At 76.9% G+C, this 18627-nt stretch carries 11 protein-coding genes; 8 read left to right on the forward strand and 3 right to left on the reverse strand.

Going from position 1 to position 18627, the window contains the following annotated elements; genetic code table 11:
- Positions 1–152: 152 nt before the first annotated feature.
- Positions 153–1130, forward strand: a complete 978-nt coding sequence (locus ACPU2J_RS33970) for an isopenicillin N synthase family dioxygenase (protein WP_420078208.1) — start codon at positions 153–155, stop codon at positions 1128–1130.
- 38 nt (positions 1131–1168) lie between these two features.
- Here the strand turns inward: ACPU2J_RS33970 and ACPU2J_RS33975 are convergent, their stop codons facing one another.
- Positions 1169–2449, reverse strand: coding sequence for a sulfite oxidase (locus tag ACPU2J_RS33975; protein ID WP_423834784.1), 1281 nt, complete (start codon positions 2447–2449; stop codon positions 1169–1171).
- Positions 2450–2648: 199 nt separating this feature from the next.
- Between ACPU2J_RS33975 and ACPU2J_RS33980 the strand changes: the two genes are divergently transcribed.
- Complete coding sequence (locus ACPU2J_RS33980) at positions 2649–3182, forward strand: GNAT family N-acetyltransferase (protein ID WP_391343088.1); 534 nt, start codon at positions 2649–2651, stop codon at positions 3180–3182.
- 227 nt (positions 3183–3409) lie between these two features.
- Positions 3410–4534 carry a YncE family protein gene (locus ACPU2J_RS33985; protein ID WP_423834785.1) on the forward strand — a complete coding sequence of 375 codons (1125 nt, stop codon included), beginning with the start codon at positions 3410–3412 and terminating at the stop codon, positions 4532–4534.
- A gap of 34 nt (positions 4535–4568) precedes the next feature.
- On the opposite strand, the gene ACPU2J_RS33990 is transcribed toward ACPU2J_RS33985, so the two are convergent.
- Both ACPU2J_RS33990 and ACPU2J_RS33995 read right to left on the reverse strand, forming a co-directional pair.
- Positions 4569–4865: a hypothetical protein gene (locus ACPU2J_RS33990; RefSeq protein WP_420078204.1), complete on the reverse strand. Its 297-nt coding sequence runs from the start codon at positions 4863–4865 to the stop codon at positions 4569–4571.
- Positions 4862–5404: an HNH endonuclease family protein gene (locus tag ACPU2J_RS33995; protein WP_423834786.1), complete on the reverse strand. Its 543-nt coding sequence runs from the start codon at positions 5402–5404 to the stop codon at positions 4862–4864. The genes ACPU2J_RS33990 and ACPU2J_RS33995 overlap by 4 nt, the downstream gene beginning before the upstream one ends.
- Before the next feature lie 409 nt (positions 5405–5813).
- Here ACPU2J_RS33995 and ACPU2J_RS34000 point away from each other — a divergent pair, with 409 nt between their 5' ends.
- The 5 genes from ACPU2J_RS34000 (at position 5814) to ACPU2J_RS34020 (ending at position 18627) form a co-directional block, all read left to right on the forward strand.
- Positions 5814–6686: a DUF4132 domain-containing protein gene (locus tag ACPU2J_RS34000; protein WP_423834787.1), complete on the forward strand. Its 873-nt coding sequence runs from the start codon at positions 5814–5816 to the stop codon at positions 6684–6686.
- Positions 6683–11641, forward strand: coding sequence for a DNA-binding protein (locus ACPU2J_RS34005; RefSeq protein ID WP_423834788.1), 4959 nt, complete (start codon positions 6683–6685; stop codon positions 11639–11641). Before ACPU2J_RS34000 ends, ACPU2J_RS34005 begins: the two co-directional genes overlap by 4 nt.
- Before the next feature lie 118 nt (positions 11642–11759).
- Positions 11760–12917 carry an ATP-binding protein gene (locus ACPU2J_RS34010; protein ID WP_365490503.1) on the forward strand — a complete coding sequence of 386 codons (1158 nt, stop codon included), beginning with the start codon at positions 11760–11762 and terminating at the stop codon, positions 12915–12917.
- Entirely contained in the window at positions 12914–16723 is a 3810-nt protein-coding gene (locus tag ACPU2J_RS34015) for a vWA domain-containing protein (RefSeq protein WP_423834789.1), read from the forward strand. The genes ACPU2J_RS34010 and ACPU2J_RS34015 overlap by 4 nt, the downstream gene beginning before the upstream one ends.
- Positions 16720–18627: a hypothetical protein gene (locus ACPU2J_RS34020; protein ID WP_423834790.1), complete on the forward strand. Its 1908-nt coding sequence runs from the start codon at positions 16720–16722 to the stop codon at positions 18625–18627. The genes ACPU2J_RS34015 and ACPU2J_RS34020 overlap by 4 nt, the downstream gene beginning before the upstream one ends.

Here is an 18627-nt window from a genome sequence, read left to right on the forward strand (position 1 = left end):
CTGGTACGTATCCTGACGATCTTCGCGCCAGCGACGGCGTACGGGCGCACAGAGTGGACGGAAAAGCACGCTCCGCGTTCATCCCCGGCGTGCGGGACCGGCGATAGCCTCGGATCCCGGACACCACCGCACCGCCTCGGAAGGCAGGGCCCATGGGCGCTTCCCGGATTCCCGTGATCGATCTCGGGCCGTGGCGGTCCGGCCCCCCGCAGGCCCGCGCCCGCACCGCCGGCCGAGTCGACGAGGCCCTGCGCGCGGCGGGCTTCCTCCTCGTCACCGGGCACGGTGTGGACCCCGATCTGCCGGCCCGGATCCGCGCCGCGTCGCGGGAGTTCTTCCGGCTCCCGACACCGGTGAAGGAGCGCTACGCCGTCACCGTCGGCGAGCGGGGCTGGCTGGGCCCCGGAGCGGAGGCCAACAGCTACGCCGAGGGCGCGGCCTCGCCCCCCGACCTGAAGGAGTCCTGGTCCTGGGCGGCGGACGAGCCCACCGGGGTGCCCTCGGTGGATGCCGAGTGGTTCCGGCCCAACGCCTGGCCGGCCGAGGTGCCGGAGCTGAAGCCCCTGGTCACGGAGTACCTCGGCCTGATGCGGGCCCTCTCGGACGAGCTGCTGGAACTCCTGGCGTCCGCCCTGGAGCTCCCGGAAGACCACTTCACACGCCACACCTCACACCCCACCTGGGGTTTCAATGTCAACCGGTACCCCGGCACGGACACCGTGGGCCCACCCCTGCCCGGGCAGTTCCGCATCGGGGCCCATACCGACTTCGGCACCGTCACCGTCCTCGACCGGGAACAGGGGGCGGGCGGTCTCCAGATCCACACCGACGCCGACGGCTGGCAGGACGCCCCCTACGACCCGCGGGCGCTGACCGTCAACATCGGCGACCTGATGGCCCGCTGGACCGGCGACCGGTGGCGGGCGGGCCGCCACCGGGTGCTGCCGCCGCCCGCGGACACCCCGTCCGAGGAGCTGATCTCCCTCGTCTACTTCTACGAGTGCGACGCCCACACCCGGGTGGAGTCCCTGCCCGCCCCGATCGGCCGGGTGGTCCACGACCCGGTCGACTCCCACGCCTACCTGCGCGGCAAGCTCGACGCGATCAGCGTCACCACCCCGACCGACTGACCGCGCCGCCGTCCCGCGCCCTGCCGGGGGACGCCCGCTCAGACCACCGTGACCGGATGGCGGACGACGGCGTCGAAGAGGTAGCCCTGCGTGTTGTGGACCGCGCGCTCGGGCTGCGTACGCCCCGTCGCGTCCGTCGCCCGGGCCAGCAGAGCCGTCGCACCCGTCGCCCGCGGCGTCCACGGCACCGACCAGCGCACCCAGCCGCCCCGGCGCGGCGCGTCGTGCATCCGGGCCGTCCGCCACCGCCCGCCGCCGTCCGTACTGACCTCCACCCGTGTCACCGCGGCCGCGGCCGACCAGGAACGCCCGGTCAGCAGCCGGGTCCGGTGCACCGGGACGGTCGCCCCCAGCTCCAGCTCGAAGGCGCTCTTCAGGGACTGCCGGGTCAGCGGGGCGCTGCCCTGCGCCGGGTGCTCGGGCCCGAACAGCCGGTACATGTCGGTGTTCCACGGCGAGTACAGCGGCTCGTCGCTCACCTCGATGTCGCCCACCCACTTGATCGACGCGATGCCCACCCAGTCCGGGACGACCAGGCGCACCGGGCCGCCGTGGTCCGGCGGCAGCGGCCGGCCGTTCATCTCGTAGGCGAGCAGGACGTCGTCCAGCGCCTTCGCGACCGGCAGCGGGCGCCGCACCCGCCCCAGGTCCACCCCGTTCGCCACCACCGCGTCGTCCAGCCCGCGCGGCAGCACGTCGACCGCCCCGCGGCCGACCCCCGCCAGCCGCAGGACGTCCGACAGCCGGGCGCCGCGCCAGCGCGCCACACCGATGGCCCCCAGGGTCCAGGACGTGCCGCTGACCTGCTGCCCCTGCTGCGTGGTGTAGAAGCTGCGGCCGTTGCCCGCGCACTCGATGAACAGGGTCCGCTCGACCGGCCGCAGGGCGCGCAGCCGGTCGTAGGAGAAGTCCACCGGGCCGCCGGTCAGCCCGTCGCCCCACACCGTCAGCCGCCAGGCGTCGGCGTCGATCCGCGGCGTCGAGGTGTGGTTGCGCACGAAGAAGCGGTCGACCGGGGTGAGCGGGCCCGTGCCGCGCAGCGCCGTGAAGTTCGTCTCCGCGTTCGTGCCGCGGACGGTGAACAGTTCGGGAGGCAGCGCCTTGACGATGCCGGGCGCTGCCGCGGCCCCGGGCGCGGGCGTCCCGGCGGCCGCGGCGGATCCGCCCGCGGCCACCGCCAGCGGACCGGCCGCCGCTCCCGCGGCGAACAGACGCAGCAGGTCACGGCGGTCCACACCGGCCGAGCGGGCCCGGCCGCGGGCCCACTGCCGCAGGCGCGTGCGGTCGTAGCGGCTCTCGTCCGACAGATCGAAGGGCATGACGGGGGCACTCCTTGGTCGAGGTTCCCGACGGACCGTATTGGTCCGGGGCGGGCCGCCGGAACCTTCCCGCGCGCATGGCCACGAACCCGCAACACCACCGCAACGGTCGATCGCCACCACGACCGCCGGCCGTCGGGCGCCGACCACCGACCCGGCCGATTACCGCCGTCCCCGCAGGCTTCGGCAGGATGGGCGCATGACCGAGATCCGCACCCCCCGACTCCTCCTCCGCCGCTGGACCGACGACGACCTCGTCCCCCTCTCGGAGATCAACGCCGACCCCGACGTGATGCGCTGGACCGGCGACGGCTCCGCCATCGGCCTGGACGGCACCGCCGAGGACATCGAACGGTGGGAGGAGGAGTGGGACGAGGAGGGCTTCGGGGTCTTCGCCGTCGAGCTCCTCGGCTCCGGCGAGCTCATCGGAGCCGTCGGCCTCTCGGTGTGCGAGTACCTGCCCGACGCGCCCGGCGACATCGAGATCACCTGGCGGCTGGGCCGCCAGTTCTGGGGCCAGGGCTACGCCTCGGAGGCCGCGCACGCCACCTTGGAGTTCGCCCTCCAGGACCGCGGTGTGGACCGGGTCGTCGCCATCGCCCGGGTGGGCGACGAAGCCTCGGCGAACGTGATCCGCAAGCTCGGCATGGAGCCCGCACGGGAGACCACGGACCCCCGCCACGGGCACGCCGTGCAGATCCACCTCATCGACCTCACCGAGTACGAGGCCTGACCCGGCCGTCCCCCCATCGGCCGATCGGCCGACCCCGCCGTCCACCACTGCGCCCGCCGGCCGTGTCCGCCCGGCGGACCGGCCACCCCCTCGGCCGCCGCGAGCCTGGAGGCGGGGGAGCGGGCGGAGCACACGGGCCCTCTCCGACCCGGAGCCGAGAGGGACACCATGAACGCGCACGACCGACTCCTCCTGGACGCGGCCCGCCCCGAGGGCGGGGCCGGCCGGTGAACCGCCGCGCCCGGGCCACCCGTACCGCCTGCGGCGTGTTCGCCGCCGCCCTACTGCTCGGCGCGTGCACGCGGGACGGCGCGGAGCCCCCCGCCGCGGCGCCGGGCACGGCCCCGTCCGCCGCGGCGCAGCCCCTGGCCGGGCCGACCCCGCGGGGAACGCTCCTGATCGCCGACTCCGGCGCCGACACCGTCACCTTCGTGGACCCCCGGCGCGGCGCGACCGGCTCGGTCACCGTCGGCCGGGCCCCCTACGCCCTGGCCGTCGGAGCCGACGGACGCGCGTGGGTCGCCACCGCCGAGGGCGTCGCCGTGGTCGACACCCGCACCCGGCAGCGCCTCGCCCGCATTCCCCACCGCACCGTCACCGGCCCCGTCACCGACGGCGAGTACCGGGGCGGCGGCATGGGCATCGCGCTCTCGCCCGACGGCACGCGCGCCTACGTCGGGGTCAACGTCCCGGGCGGCAACGGCGTACTGGAGGTCGTCGACACCGCCACCCGCGAGGTCACGGCCGCCGTACCGGTGGGCCGGCGCCCCTTCGACGTGGACGTGTCACGGGACGGCACCGAGGTCTACGTCACCGGGCACGACTCCTTCGACGTCACCGTCGTACGGGCCGACACCCTCCGGCTCCGCCGGATCGAGGTCGCCCCCTACGGCACCGAGGGCGGGACGGCCTCCTGGCTCAAGCCGCACTACACGGTCGTCCGCGCCTCCGACGGGAAACTGCTCCTGCCCTTCGAGGGCGAGCGGCTCGCCGTCGTCGACCCGCGCACCGGGCGCACCGCGATCGAGACGATGACCGCCGACACCCACCAGCACGGCGCCGTGGCGACCCCGGACGGCGGCCTCCTGGTCGTCGGCACCGGGGCGGTGCGCCCCGGAGAGGGGAAGGGGCCCTCGCTGACGGTGCGTTCGGCCGACGGCACCGAGCGGATCGTCCCGCTGCAGGGCCCGCACGAGGACGTGGCCGTCTCCCCGGACGGCAGGACCGCGTACGTCACCGGAGGCCACACCCGGGACGGCCACTGGGACGGCATCACGGTCGTCGACCTCGGCACGGACGCCACCCGCCGCCTCCCGGCGGGAACCAGACCCCTGGGCATCGCCGTCCTCTGACCCCCCCGCCGGACGCCTGCGGGACCACCGGGGGTCAGGCGGGGGCGGCGCCGGGGGCGCAGGCTCCGCCGCCGTCGCGGATCGCGGCGAGGGCCGCGGCGTGCAGGGCGGCCGGGCGGCCGTGATGGGGCCGGGGGCTGCCCGTGAGCGTGTACCACTCGTCGGCGTCCTCGTACTGGACGTCGAAGCGGGCGAGCCCGCCGTCCGCCGCCGTGGTCCGCAGGGTCAGCGGGCCGGTGATGACTCCGACCTCGTCGGTCATGGCACCGCCCGGTCCGGCGAGCACACCGTCCTGCCACGGCCCGGCCCCACCGCCGTGCGCTCCCGTCATGAGGCGCAGGTGTCCAGCATCGTGGTGAGCATCTTCTTCTCCGCTTCGGTGACGGTCAGCTCGTAGGAGGACTTGACCGTGATCCAGGCCCGGCCGTACTGGCACCAGCTCGCACGGTCCGGAGGCTGCCACAGGTCGGGGCTCTGGTCGCCCTTGGACCGGTTCGAGGACGCGGTGACCGCGAGCAGCTGCGGATGCGTCAGGTCGTTGGCGAAGGCCTTGCGCCGGGCGGCGTCCCAGCCCGACGCCCCCGAGCGCCACCCCTCGGCCAGCGGCACCATGTGGTCGATGTCCATCTTCCCCGCGTCCGTGACGACGACCCCGTCGTACAGGCTCTTCCAGGTCCCCGACACCGCCCGGCACTCGGCGTCCTGCGCCACGTCCCTGCCGTCCCGCTTCAGCACGGTCTCGCGCGTGTCGCACTTGCCGCCCTGCTCGGCCCAGTGGGTGAACCGGGCCCGGCTGTAGCCCGCCATCGTGCCCGCCGGCGCCACCTTCAGCGCGGCCAGCCGGGTCCGCGCGGCCGCCGTGTCGGCCATCCCGGGCAGCACGTCCCCCGCCGCGCCGCCCGCAGGGGCCCCGGCCGGCGGAGCGGCGGGGGAGGGCGCGCCGGACGAAACCGCCCCGGAGGGCGAGGCCTTCGCGTCCGGCCCTCCTGGCGCGCCCACGGTCGAGCACCCCGCCGCCGCGGCGGTCAGCAGCACGGCCGCTAGGACCGCACCCGGCACACGTATCTGACGTCCCATAACCCCACCCCGAGCCGGTACCGCTCCGCACACTGTCCGGGAAAGCCTACCCAGAACCGGACAATCGACCTACGGAGGCCCCTCCGGGCGGCGTTGTCAGTGGGGCTCGCTAGTCTCCCCGCATACCGCAGCTCAGGGGCCCTTCCGGACCCCCTGTCAGAGCTGCGCGCACCCAGTACGGACAGGCGGAGGGGCAAGGCCGATGGCATGGCTGGCGGCGGGCGAGGGGTACGAGATCGCCCTGGTGGAAGGGCGGGTGGCGGCGAGGTCCGTCACCGGCCGCGCGGCGGGAAGGCAGTTGAAGTCCCTGCCCAAGGCGCTGAAGGACCATCCGGAGGTGGACCGGCTGCGCCGGCTCGCCGAATGGCTCGACCGGCACGCCGACGCCTGCGTCGCCCAGGTCGACGGCTGGATGGTGTCCTCCCTGCCGGTGCCGACCGAACTGCTCGCCCGGGTCTGGCCCGACGAGGCCTGGCAGAACGCCCTGCGCGACCTGGCCGTCGTCGGTGACGACCCCGACGAGGTGGGCTTCCTGCGGGACGCCACCGCGGACGGCGAACTGAAGGTGGTCAACCTCGACGGCGAGACCGTGCGGCTCTCCCCGCGCACGGTCACCCTGCCCCACCCGGTGCTCCTGCCCGACCTCGAGGACGTCCGCGAGTTCGCCGCCGAGCTCGGCATCGAGCAGCGCGTCGAGCAGATCCACCGGGCCACCTGGATCAAGCCCGCCGACCTGGCCCCCACCGCCACCGAGGTCCGCGACTACGCGGGCGGGGTCTTCCCCACCCGCTTCGGCCTCGCGGCCCGCGCGACCTCCCTCGGATACCGGGTCTCCGGCGGCTACGCCACCTGCAAGGTCCGCGACACCGGCGCCGGCGGGGCCGTGGAGGCCGCCGTGTGGATCGGCGAGCCCTACTACGAGGACGAGACCACCACCGGATCCCTGACCTGGCACGACGACGAAGGCCGGTCGGTACGGCTGACGAAGGTCGGACCGGTGGCCTGGTCCGAGGGAATGCGGATGGCCGCGGCACTCTACGCCGGGCGCAAGATCGAGGAGGGCCGGGACGCGTGAGCACCAACCTGAGAGACGCAGAGATGAACACCGACACCGTGAACACCGCCGAAGCGGCCGAACTGCTTCTCAAGGCCGGCGCGGTCCTCCCGAGCGGCACCCACGGCGCGGGCGCCACCGCCGTCGACCTCACCGCCCGCACCTACCGCCACCCCGGCCTCGGCGACGGACGCGTCGTCGTCCGCCTCGCACCCGCCGAGCTCGGCGCGGCCGAGGACCTGGCCGCCGGTTTCCTGGGACTCGTACGCGACGAGGCCGAGCCGCCCGTCGTCGGCCTGAGCCGGCGCCAGGCCCTCGGCTTCCCCGAATGGATCCTCGTCCACCACCCCGAGGACGGCCACCACGCGCTCGCCGTCGTACCGGAACTGGAACGGATCGCCCAGCAGGCCAAGACCAAGCCCAAGTTCGCCCTCGACGCCTGCCTCGAGCTGGCCGACCGCCTCGCCGCGTCCGTCCCGCACTTCCTGCCGCTCTTCCACGAGCAGGCCGCCCGCATCTTCCTCGCCGTCGAGAACACCACCTACGCCGCCCAGCTCTTCGGCCGCGCCCGCACGGCGGAGGCCCAGAACGGCCTGGCCGTCGACGAGGACCGGCTCGACGCCGTCTTCCTCGAGTTCGCGCTGGCCGGCGCCCTGCCGGTCAAGGTCCTCAGCGGCTATGGCAAGGCACTCGCCGTCCGCGTCAGCCCGGCCGAGGCCTACGAGCGCTTCCGCCGGCTGTGCGTCCGCCGCACCGCGGGAGGCCTGCCGCCCTCCGCCCAGGCCGCCACCGAACTGCGCCGCCTCGCCCGCGCGGCCGGCCTGACCGGCACCGAGCCCGAGCAGGACTACCTCGCCGAACTCCTGCCCCTGCCCGCCACCCTGCGCGCCGCCCACGGCTGGTGGAAGGCCCACCGCAGCGCACTCGTGGCGCTCGCCCGCCGCGTCCCCGCCGTACGGGGCACCCTCCTCGGGCTCACTCCGCCGAGCGGCGGCGACGGGGAGCTCAGCGACCTGTGGCTGGACATCCTGGAGGAGTCCGGCGCCACCGCCGGCCTCGCCGACGGCGGCCTGCCCGCCGAGGAGCGCTGCACCGACGGCACCGCCGGCTGGCTCGAGCGCTTCCACTCCGCCCGCCACTCCGGCTGGGGCCGCCGCCGGCCCCTGCCCACCCTCGTCACCGTCGTCGAACGCTCCGCGGAGCAGCTGCGCGCCGAACTCTCCGCGCCCGGCCGCGAAACGGGCCTGCGCATCGGCCTGGAGGACGTGGACCTGCTCGACCTGCTGCTCGCGCTGGAGATCCCCGTCGCCGACCCCGTCGCCAAGAACGGCAACGGCCGGCACGGCGCGCTCAACCTCTCCGAATGGGCCGACGGCGACCAGCGCCGCGACCTGCTCGCCCTCGGCGCCGACCCGCGCTTCCACCCCGCCTTCCACCAGGCACTGGACAACTTCGGCGAGGGCTCCGCGGAGGACGTCCGGCGGATCGCCGCCGCCCCCGGCGGACGCCCCCTGCTGACCACCTGGATGCGCCGCGTCGCGAACGCCTCCACGGTGGCCGGCCTGCCCGAGGTCCCCGACGCCATCCGGCGCCTGACCTGGCTGCCCGCCGAAGCCCTGGAACTCGCCCGGGACGAGGTCGCCGAAGCGGCCGCCGCCGACCTCGCCGCCACCATGACCCGCACCCTGCGCGGCGGCCTCTTCGAGGAACTGGCCTGGCCGGCCTGGGAGACCGCCCTCGCCGAGCTCGGCCCCGACCGGCAGCGCCAGGACCTCACCGTGATGGAGGCCTGGCCCTACCTGATCGTCGCCAACCAGACCCAGGTCCGCGTCATCGACGCCGACTCCACCGTGCTCACGCACGACCTGCGGGTCCCGAACGGCAGCGGCCACCACCGCGTCGGCTTCCACTACGTCGACGGCGAACTGCTCGTCTTCTGGAGCAGCTGGCAGCAGAACGAGACGCAGGGCTACTGGCACAGCTCGCCCGGCACCGTCTTCAGCCTCGGCTCCGAGCGCAACTACTGGTCGCTGCGCAGCGACCACATCTCCCTGCCGCTGCCCGGCGGCGGCCGCACCACCGGCGGCGGCGTCCTCCACCGCGGCGACACCCGGCTCCCCGCGGAGCGGGCCGTCGTCTCCGACGGCGTCTCCTACTGGGTGTGGCAGAACCACGACCGGGACACGGGCCAGGAGTCCGGCTGGCGCGAGTACGACCCCGTCGGCTCCGCTTACGGGCGCCTCTCCCAGCCCGCCTTCCTGGCCGACGCCCTCGTCGGGATGCCGGCCGACTCCCGCCCGGGCGGCCACAGCTGGCTGCGGCCCACCCCCTCCGTACCCGGCTCCGCACTGGGCACCCCCGTGGACGGGCTGCTCGGCTGGCGCACCGTCCGCGTCCCCGGCCGCGGCTGGCAGGGCACGGACACCGCAGGCCGCACCGTCACCCGGCCCGCCACGGACAACACCCCCGTCGCCGCCCTCGCCTTCCCCGGCGACGACCGGCCGCGCGCGCTCACCCAGCAGTGGCGCGACCTCCAGATCAGCGACCCGGACGGCGTCGTCACCAACAAGTCCGACAGCGACCACCGCCGCCACCACAACACCTTCGGCACGAAGAGCGTGGACCACCCGCCGCTGTCGCACTGGTACGCCCTGCGGCCCCGCGACCTCGACGGCTCGGCCGCCCTGCGCGCCGCCGACCGCGACACCGTCGCCGGGCTGCTGAAGGCGGCCGCCACCGCGGCCACGGCAGCCGACCTGCCCGAGCTGGTGGGCGCGGCCCTGCCGCAGGTCACCGACCCCAGGCTGATCGGCGGCATCGTCGAGATCCTGCAGTTCACCCTCACCCAGCAGAAGGCGCTCGACCGGGTCGCCGCCCGGCTCGCCGGGGGCACCGCCACCGCGGCCGTGCGCGAGCAGGGCCCCTCCGACCGGCTGTTCGGCAGCGCGGTCAACGGCCTCATGGGCTCCGCGGCCCACCGCTGGGGCGGCGACCACGACGGCGCCCACCACACCCTCACCCTGCTCGGCGCCGCCCGCACCCGCACCGACGCCGTCCAGGTCCCGGGCCTGCTCCACTTCGACACGCCGGCGCTGCCCCACTACACCTTCTGGTGGACGCAGCTCCTCGACGAGCCCGCCGCCGTCGCCTACCGCGCGGCCGGCGTCTGCGTCACCGACGAGGAACGGACCGCCCTGCACAGCCTGCTGCGCGAGATCGACGCCCTCGGCCTGGACTCGGCCCAGGGCTCGGCCGGAGCCTGGCGGCGCGTCCTGCTGCACCTCGGCGCCGGCAACCTGAGCGGCCCCGACGGCCGGGACCGCAACGTCCACCACCGCAGCCTGCTGCCGCTCGGTGGCGGAGCCTTCCTCGCCCTCACCGAGCACGGCCGGTCGGTGCCCGACGGCCACGAGTTCGGCGCCCTCTTCCACGACCCCACCGGCGCCTTCACCGCCCCCGGGCCCTACACCGTGCGCGGCGCGGCCCCCCTCGGCGACCGGACCCGGGACGCCGGCTGGCTGAGCGCCCTGCTCGGCGCGGCCGACGCACACGGCCCGGCGCCCTTCCACCCGGACGCCGCGGACGAGTTCTCCCGCCTGACCGGTACGTCCGGGACGCTCGCCCGCCTGGTCGTCGCCGGCCTCCCGTACGTCGACAGCCACGAGCGCAACTTCCTGCCCGCGCAGCTGCGCACCGCCCTCGGGGTCAAGGCGGCCGAGGCCGCCTACGCCCGCGACGAGCTCAGGAACGTCGACGACGCCGTCCGCCGCGCCGTCGTCGCCGCCCTGATGCCCGCCGACCCGGCCCGGCTGTGGAGCGACGGCCCCGACGTGGCCGAAGCCGCCCGCGTCTGGAACGAGCGCGTCGGCCGGCGCACCCCCGTGCCCGAATGGCTCGCCACCGAGGCGGCACGCGCCGTACGCGGCGGCCGTCCCGCACACCGCAGCCTCGCCGCGGTCCTCGACCCGGCGGCCGCCCGCGAGCTGTCCGTCGACGTCCCGTGGACGGTCAAGGGCGACCAGGCCGTGCCCGCCGAACCGGCGACCGACCCCTTCGACGCGCAGGTCCTGACGTCCACCGTGGCCATGACGGCCTGGCTCGCCCACCGCCTCCCCGCCGGGGACCCGGTGCGCGCCGCCCTGCCGCCCGCCCTGACCGCCGTGCGCCAGCGGCTCGCGGCGCCCGAACTCCTCATGGAGATCGCCCACTACACCAGCCTCCCCGACTTCCGGAAGGCGGCCGGCACGCCGACGGAGACCGCGGAGGGGTACGAGCGCTACGGCGCGGTGGTCATGGCCACCCACGACGACCGGCCCAAGCCCGCCGTGCGCACCGCACTGCTCGACTCCACCGGCTCCGACCCGTACCTGCCGGCGCTGCGGGGCGAGGACCAGCAGCCCTCCCGCATCGAGGCCGCCCTGCGCACCGCCCACGACCCGCGCTTCGCCGCACTGCTCGCCGACCCGGGCGCACCTGCCGCGGGCACGGCCGGCGCCGACGGGACCTGGTGGCCGCAGGACGCGAGCCGCTCGGTGCCCGACCTCGTGGAGGAGGTGGCCGCCGAGCACGGGCTGGGCGCCGACGCGGCCGTCCTCTACCTCGCCCTGCTGGCGATGCCCGACCCCACCGACCGCAACACCGCGCGGTGGACGGGCTGGAAGCCGGCCCGCCTGAAGGCGGCCCGCGCCGAACTGGCCGCCACCGACCTGGTGGTGTCCGCCGACCGCAGCCGGGCCGGACGCTCGCTGTTCCTGCCCGGCGGATGGGCCGAGATGCAGTCGCCGACCCTGCCGGTCGAGCAGTGGAAGCTTCCCCTGTACGGTCTCGGCACCGACGGAAGGCCCCCGCTGGGCGTCCTGGTCCCGGTCGAACCGGTCGCCGCGCTCTACCGCCGGGCCTGGCAGCGGGTCCGCGAGGGCGACGCGCCCCGCTTCCAGGAGCTCAAGGTGAAGCGCACCCGCGCCCGCCGCCGCTGACGCCCCTGCCGGCCCCACGGCCGGACGCCCCGACCCGCCGCAGCGCGGCGCACCCGACACCGGATGCGCCGCGCCCGGCGGGGCACCACCCCTTCGCACCCCTTTTCGAGGACCCCTGATGACCGTCACCGAACAGACCGCCCCCGCAGCCCGGCAGGTGCTGCCCGCCGAGGAGCGGTACGCCGCCGAGCTGGCCTTCCTCGCCGCCCAGGACACCGGCCCCCGCCCGCCCGGCTGGGCCCTGACCCCGCGCGCCGTCGTCACCTTCGTCTGCGGCAGCGACGGAGCCGAACTGGCCCTGCCGGGGCGCCGCGCCGGACTGCCCGCCAAGCTGGTCATCGCACCGAAGTTCGTCGGCGAACGCGCCCTCGTCGAGCGGTGCGTCGTCACCCTCGCCGGGGAGCGGGGCCTGCTCCTCACCGGCGAGCCCGGCACCGCCAAGTCGATGCTCTCCGAGCTGCTGGCCGCCGCCGTCAGCGGCACCAGCGCCCTGACCGTCCAGGGCACGGCCGGCACCACCGAGGACGCCTTCCGCTACGGCTGGAACTACGCGCTGCTGCTCGCCCAGGGCCCCACCCCGCAGGCGCTGGTGGACTCCCCGGTGCTCTCCGCCATGCGCACCGGCCGGGTGGTCCGCGTCGAGGAGATCACCCGCTGCCTGCCCGAGGTGCAGGACGCCCTCGTCTCCATCCTCTCCGACCGCCGCCTCAGCGTGCCCGAACTGACCGCCACCGAGGACGCGGTGGTCTCCGCCGTCCCCGGCTTCACCGTCATCGCCACCGCCAACCTGCGCGACCGCGGCGTCTCCGAGATGTCCGCCGCCCTCAAGCGGCGCTTCAACTTCGAGACCGTCGCCCCGATCGCCGACGCCGACGCCGAGGCCACGCTGATCCGCCGCCAGGCCGTCGCCGCCGTCCAGCGGGCCGGTGCCGCCTTCGGGGTGGACGACGCCGTCCTCGACGCCCTCGTCACCGTCTTCCGCGATCTGCGCTCGGGACGCTCCGCCGAGGGCTGGGACGTCGAGCGGCCCGGCACGGTCATGTCCACCGCGGAGGCCGTCCAGGTCGCCGCCTCGCTGGGCGTCGCCGCCGCCTACCTGCCGGGCGGGGACGTGCTCGACCTCCTGCCGGGCCACCTGCTGGGCGTCGTGCGCAAGGACGACCCCGCCGACCACGGCCGCCTGCTCGGCTACTGGGACGGCCCGGTCCGCCGCCGTGCCGAGGAGGGCTCGGCCATGTGGCGCCGCCTCTGGGACCTGCGCGGGAGCCTGCGTTGACGCACACCGCCCGGCACGCCCTCCGGCACACCGAACCGCGCGCCGCCGTCGACGCGCTCGCCGGGACCCGCGCGCCCTACCTGATCGGGGTGCGCCACCACAGCCCCGCGCTGGCCGCGGTGGTCCCCGCCCTGCTGGACGCCTCGGGGGCCGACGTGGTCTGCGTCGAACTCCCCGCGGACTTCCAGCCGTGGCTGGAACATCTCGCCGACCCGGAGACCGTCGCCCCCGTCGCCCTGGCGGGCACCGGGGAGGACGGCCGCCTGGCCTTCTACCCGTTCGCCGATTTTTCCCCCGAACTGGCCGCGATCCGCTGGGCACGGCGGACCGGGGCCCGCGTCGTCGCCTGCGATCTGCCCCTGGGCGACCGGGGCTGGACGGCCGAGGCCGGACCCGCCCGCCCGGCGGACCCCGACCCCGCCGCGGGCGGGTACGCCGAGGAGGACCGCGCCCCCGGTCCGGGCACGACGGCAGTACCCGGGTCCGGACCGGGCGCGGAGCCCGGCACCGGCCCCGACGGGGAGTCCGGAGCCGCGCCGCGCGGCGGCACCTTCGCCGACGCGCTCGTCGCCGCCGGCACGGGCCGCGACGGCGACGACATGTGGGACCGGGCCGTCGAGGTCCTGGCTCCCGGCTGTACCCCGGAGGCCGTCCGGCGGGCGGCGCTGGGCGTCGGCTGGGCGCTGCGCGAGGACTCCACCGTCCCGGGCCGTGACCTGGCCCGCGAGTCCCACATGCGCGCCGTCATCGCCGAGGCCGCCACCGGGGGTTCGCGCGTGGCCGCGGTCGTGGGCTCCTTCCACGCCGCTGCCCTGCTGGACTGTGCCGGGCCCGGCACGGAGGACGCGCCGGACCGGGCCGAGGCCCGTGCGGCCGTGCCGTCCGCCGCCGTGCCGCCGGATTCCGTGCCGTCGGATTCCGGTAAGGTGCCCGCCCTGCCGGCGCTCTCCGTGCCGTCCGCCACCGGTACGCGCGGGCCGGGCTCCCCGTCCCGGAGCGCCACGCCGCGGCAGGAGCCGGTCACCTCCTTCGTGCCGTACTCCTTCGACCTGCTCGACGCGCGCTCGGGCTACCCGGCGGGCATCCGCGACCCGCGCTGGCAGCAGGCGGTCCTGGAGGCCGGCGGGGATCCCGTGCGGGTCCGGGAGGCAGCCTCCGTCGCCCTCACCGGCCTGTGCCGCGAGCTGCGCCGCGCCGGCCACACCGCCGGCACCGGCGAGGCCGCCGAGACCCTGCGCCTCGCCTGCGACCTGGCCGTACTGCGCGGACTCCCGGCCCCCGGCCGCGGCGAACTGCTGGAAGCGGTCACCACCGTCCTCGGCCAGGGCGAACCCCTCGGTCGGGGCCGGGCCCTGGCCCGCGCCCTCGAAGCCGTCCTCGTCGGCACCGCCCGCGGCCGGATCACCCCGCACGCCCCGCGGTCCGGCCTCGGCCCCTCCGTGGAGGCCGAACTCACCGCGCTCAGGCTGCCGTCCCCCGAGGACCCGGCACCCCGCGAGGTCCGCCTCGATCCGCTCCGCTCGCCGCTCGACGGCCGCCGTGAGGTCCTCCTCCAGCGGCTCCTGGTGTGCGGCGCCTCCTACGGCGAACCCCTGGCCGTCGCCGCCACCGGCGACGGTACGGCCCTCGGCACCAAGTGGCGGCTCTCCTGGACGCCTTCCGTCCCGGCCCGGCTGGACCTGGCCGGGGTCCGCGGGGTCACCGCCGCCCAGGCCGCTGCCGGGACCCTGCGGGACACCGCCCGCCGCGCCGCCGCCGACGGCGGCCCCACCCCGGCGCAGACCCTCGCCGGGCTGGCCGCCGCGGCACGGTGCGACCTGCCCGAACTGGTCGTCGTGCGGCTCCGGGAGGCGGCCGCCGTCCTGCCGCGGTCCGCGACCCTGCCCGAACTCCTCGACGCCCTCGACCTCCTGGAGGCCCTCCACCGGGGCCACCTGCCCGGCACCGACGACGCCTCCCGGGCCGCGTGCGCCGAGCTCACCGGGGAACTGCTGGAAGCGGCCGTCCGCTCGCTGCCCGGGCTCGCCGGCAGCGAGGACCCCGCGGACGCCGCCGCCCTGGTCGCCCTCGCCGACCGCGCCGCGGCCCACCACCTCGGCCTGCGCACGGACGACGCGCTCGCCGCCCTGGCCGCCTCCGCGTCCCCGCTGATGCAGGGAGCGGCCCTGGCCGTACGGGTCCTCCTCGACCTGGACCCGGCCGCCGGGCTGGGCGAGCGTGCCGCGGGCTGGATCGACGGCGCGACGACCGCCGACAACCGCCGCGCCCTCACCCGCCGCCTCGCCGGCCTGCTCACCGCGGCCGGCCCGCTGCTGCAGTCCTCCCCGGCCGCCCTCACCCCGCTCCTCGACCGGGTGGACCACAGCGCCGACCAGGAGTTCCTGGACCGTCTCCCCGCCCTGCGCGGCGGCTTCGACGCCCTCTCCCCGGCCGCCCGCGACCGGCTCCTGGCCACCGTCACCGAACGGCTCGGCGACCGGGTCGACCTGGCCCTCGACGCACCGCCCGCGCTGCTGGCCCTCTGGGCCGCCGCCGACGCGGCGGGCCTCGCCGCACTCAAGGCCCTCCCGCTGCCCGGGACAACGGGACCCGGGGACGAACACCCCGGGGCGGAGCTCCCCGACCCGGCCGGGCTCGCGCACGGCACGCCCGCCTCCCGCACGGCGCCGGCGGACGACCGGCGGCTCTCCCCGGCGGACCGCTGGCGCCTGCTCCTCGGCCGCGAACGCGACCGGCTCCCCGCCGGCGCGCGCCGCTACGCCCACGCGCTGGACGAGCTGTACGGCGCCGGCCGCGGCGAGGGCTCCGGCGACCTCGAGGGCGGCCGGGGCCCGGGCGGGGGCGGTGGCCAGGAGGCCTCCTTCCCGACCGCCCGCGAGTGGTCGGAGGAACTCGAGGCGCTGTTCGGCGCGGACGTGCGCGAGGAGGTCCTCGCCGGCGCGGCCGAAGCGGGCCGCACCGACGTGCTCGCCCAGCTCGACCCCGCCTCCGTACGGCCCTCCGTGGAACTGCTGAGCTCCGTGCTCTCCCTCGCCGGGGGCCTCCCCGAGGCCCAGCTCGCCCGGCTGCGCCCGCTGGTGCGCAGGCTCGTCGACGAACTCTCCAAGGAACTGGCCACCCGGCTGCGCCCCGCCCTCAACGGGCTCGCCACCCCCCGCCCGACCCGCCGCCCCGGCGGCACGCTCGACCTGGCCCGCACCCTGCGAGCCAACCTCGCGCACACCCGGCGGCAGCCCGACGGCACCGTGGTCGTCGTACCGGAACGGCCCGTCTTCAGCACCCGCGCGAGCCGCGAGGCCGACTGGCGGCTGATCCTCGTCGTCGACGTCTCCGGCTCGATGGAGGCCTCCGTCATCTGGTCGGCGCTCACCGCTGCCGTACTGGGCGGCGTGCCGACCCTGTCCACCCACTTCCTGGCCTTCTCCACGCAGGTCGTGGACCTCACCGACCGGGTCGACGACCCGCTCTCGCTGCTCCTGGAGGTCCGCGTCGGCGGCGGCACGCACATCGCCGCCGGCCTCGCCCACGCCCGCTCCCTGATCACCGTCCCGAGCCGCACCCTCGTCGTCGTGGTCAGCGACTTCGAGGAGGGTGCCCCGCTCGGCGGCCTGCTCGGCGAGGTCCGGGCCCTGGCCTCCTCCGGAGCCCACCTGCTGGGCTGCGCCGCGCTCGACGACTCGGGGACCCCCCGCTACTCGGTCCCGGTCGCGCGGCAGCTCGTGGCGGCGGGCATGCCCGTGGCCGCCCTCAGTCCCCTCGCCCTCGCCCGCTGGGTGGGCGACCGACTCCGTGGAGAGTCCCGTTGAGCACCGAACTGCCGCCCGTAGCACCCGAGGTGCTGGCCGGGGCGGTCGAGAACCTCACCGCCCGCCTGCGCAAGAAGCTGGACGCCGCCATCGCGGGCTGCGCGGACGGCGCCACCCGCGGGCCGGACGGCAGCGTCACCCTCCGCTTCGGCGAGGACGCCGTGGTCACCCTGACCCCCGGACCCGGGGGCGCCGTCACCACGGCCGAACAGGCCACCTGCACCTGCCTGCTGGCGCCGCGCTGCCTGCACCGGGCCGCGGCCCTCGGCGCTGCGCCCCTCGCGGACGCCGACGCCCTCGCCGGAGCCCCCGCACCGGACCCCGAGGACACAGCAGCCGCACCGGACCCGGACGCGGCCGGCGCCGGAGAGCGGCCGGAGGCCGGACCCGCGCAGGCCGGCCCGGCGCAGGCCCCGGACCATGACCGCGCCGAGCCGGGCCCCCAGGACGCGCCCGCGCTCACCCCCGCCCAGCGCACGGCCGCGACCGCCCTGTGGCACGCGGCGGCCGAGGCCCTCGCCGCCGGGGTCGTCGCCGGCGGGGCGGTCGTCCAGGCCGAACTCCTGCGCGCCGCGCACACCGCCCGTCTCGCGGGCCTGCCGCGCGCCGAAGCGGCCGCCCTCCGGGTCGTACGCGGCCTGCGCGCGGCCCGCGAACAGTGGACCGCCCACCGCCTGGGCGACCTCACCGGCGCCTTCCGTGAACTCCTGCACGCCGCCGGGGTGCTGGCGTCCGGCACGGCGGACCCCGCCCTGACCGCCGCCGCCCGCCGCACGTACACCCCCGGCGGCAGCCTCCAGGTGCACGGCCTCTGCCGGGAGCCGGTGCTCTCCGCCACCGGTTACGGAGGCGTGGTCACCCACGTCCTGGCGCCCGACGGCTCCCGCTACACGGTCTCCGACGTCCGCCCCGGCGGCCTGGCCCGCGCCCGGGGGGCCGGCCGCGCCCCCGTGGCCCTCGGCGGCGCCACCCTCGACCACGGCGGCCTGTCCCGCGGCGGCCTGCGCATCGTCGGCGCGACGGTCTCACCGGAGGGCAGGCTCGGCGCCGGACGCGGGGTCCGGGCCACCCCGCTGGCCGGGGCCCCGTGGACCGGGGAGCCCGCGGCGCGGCTGTTCGCCCGGCCCGCGGCGGAGGCCGTCGCCGAGCTGCTGGCCGACCCGGAGGGCTCCGAGTCCGCCCTGATCGGCCTGGACGTCGCCGTCGCGGGGGTGGCCGGCGAGCACCTCCTCGTCCGCGAACTGCGGCCCGACGCACCCCTGCTGCGGCTGCTGCCCGCGCATCCGCACCCGGAGCTGCCGCACACGGAGAACCTGCGCCGGATCGCCTCCCACCCGGGCCTGCGGCTGCGCGTCCTCGGCCGTCCGGACCTCGACCGCGCCGCCACGCTGCGCCCGCTGGCGGTGGGGCCGGCCCCCGGCGAGACGTACACGCTGCGCCTGCCGGAGGACTGGGCGGGCCGCGCCGACCTCGGGTACGACCGCCTCCAGGGCGAGAACTTCCCGCCGCCGGGCACACCCGCCCCCGAGGCCGCCCCCGCGGCGGCCGGACCGGACCCGCTGGCCGACTCCCCGCTGTGGAGGGTCCGCCGGCTGCTGGAGTCCGGGGTCGCGGGCGGGCGCCGGGCCGTCGCCGAATCGGCGCGCGGTACGGCCCCCCGCACCGCGTACGGGCTGCTGCGCCGGGCCGGTCTCGGGGCCGCGGCGGACCTCGCCACGGCCCTCGCGGCCGAGGCCGACCGCCGCCCCCGCGACGTGTTCGGCCGGCTCGCCGACCCCTCGCCCGACGGCTACGCGTGGGCCTGGCTGGCCGCCGCAACCCACCTCGCCGCCGCGGAACGCTGCCTGGTCGCCGCATCCTGGACCCCGTCCCCGGAGGCGGCCGCCCTCGCGGCCCCGGTGTAG

Source organism: Streptomyces manipurensis, from assembly GCF_049570255.1.
GTDB lineage: Bacteria > Actinomycetota > Actinomycetes > Streptomycetales > Streptomycetaceae > Streptomyces > Streptomyces manipurensis.

Excerpts from the sequence above, each read along its gene's own strand:
- ACPU2J_RS33990 (WP_420078204.1), bottom strand. The coding sequence starts at position 4,865 with ATGACGGGAGCGCACGGCGGTGGGGCCGGGCCGTGGCAGGACGGTGTG.
- ACPU2J_RS34000 (WP_423834787.1), top strand. The coding sequence starts at position 5,814 with ATGGCATGGCTGGCGGCGGGCGAGGGGTACGAGATCGCCCTGGTGGAA.
- ACPU2J_RS33970 (WP_420078208.1), top strand. The coding sequence starts at position 153 with ATGGGCGCTTCCCGGATTCCCGTGATCGATCTCGGGCCGTGGCGGTCC.
- ACPU2J_RS33995 (WP_423834786.1), bottom strand. The coding sequence starts at position 5,404 with ATGGCCGACACGGCGGCCGCGCGGACCCGGCTGGCCGCGCTGAAGGTG.
- ACPU2J_RS34010 (WP_365490503.1), top strand. The coding sequence starts at position 11,760 with ATGACCGTCACCGAACAGACCGCCCCCGCAGCCCGGCAGGTGCTGCCC.
- ACPU2J_RS33980 (WP_391343088.1), top strand. The coding sequence starts at position 2,649 with ATGACCGAGATCCGCACCCCCCGACTCCTCCTCCGCCGCTGGACCGAC.
- ACPU2J_RS33975 (WP_423834784.1), bottom strand. The coding sequence starts at position 2,449 with ATGCCCTTCGATCTGTCGGACGAGAGCCGCTACGACCGCACGCGCCTG.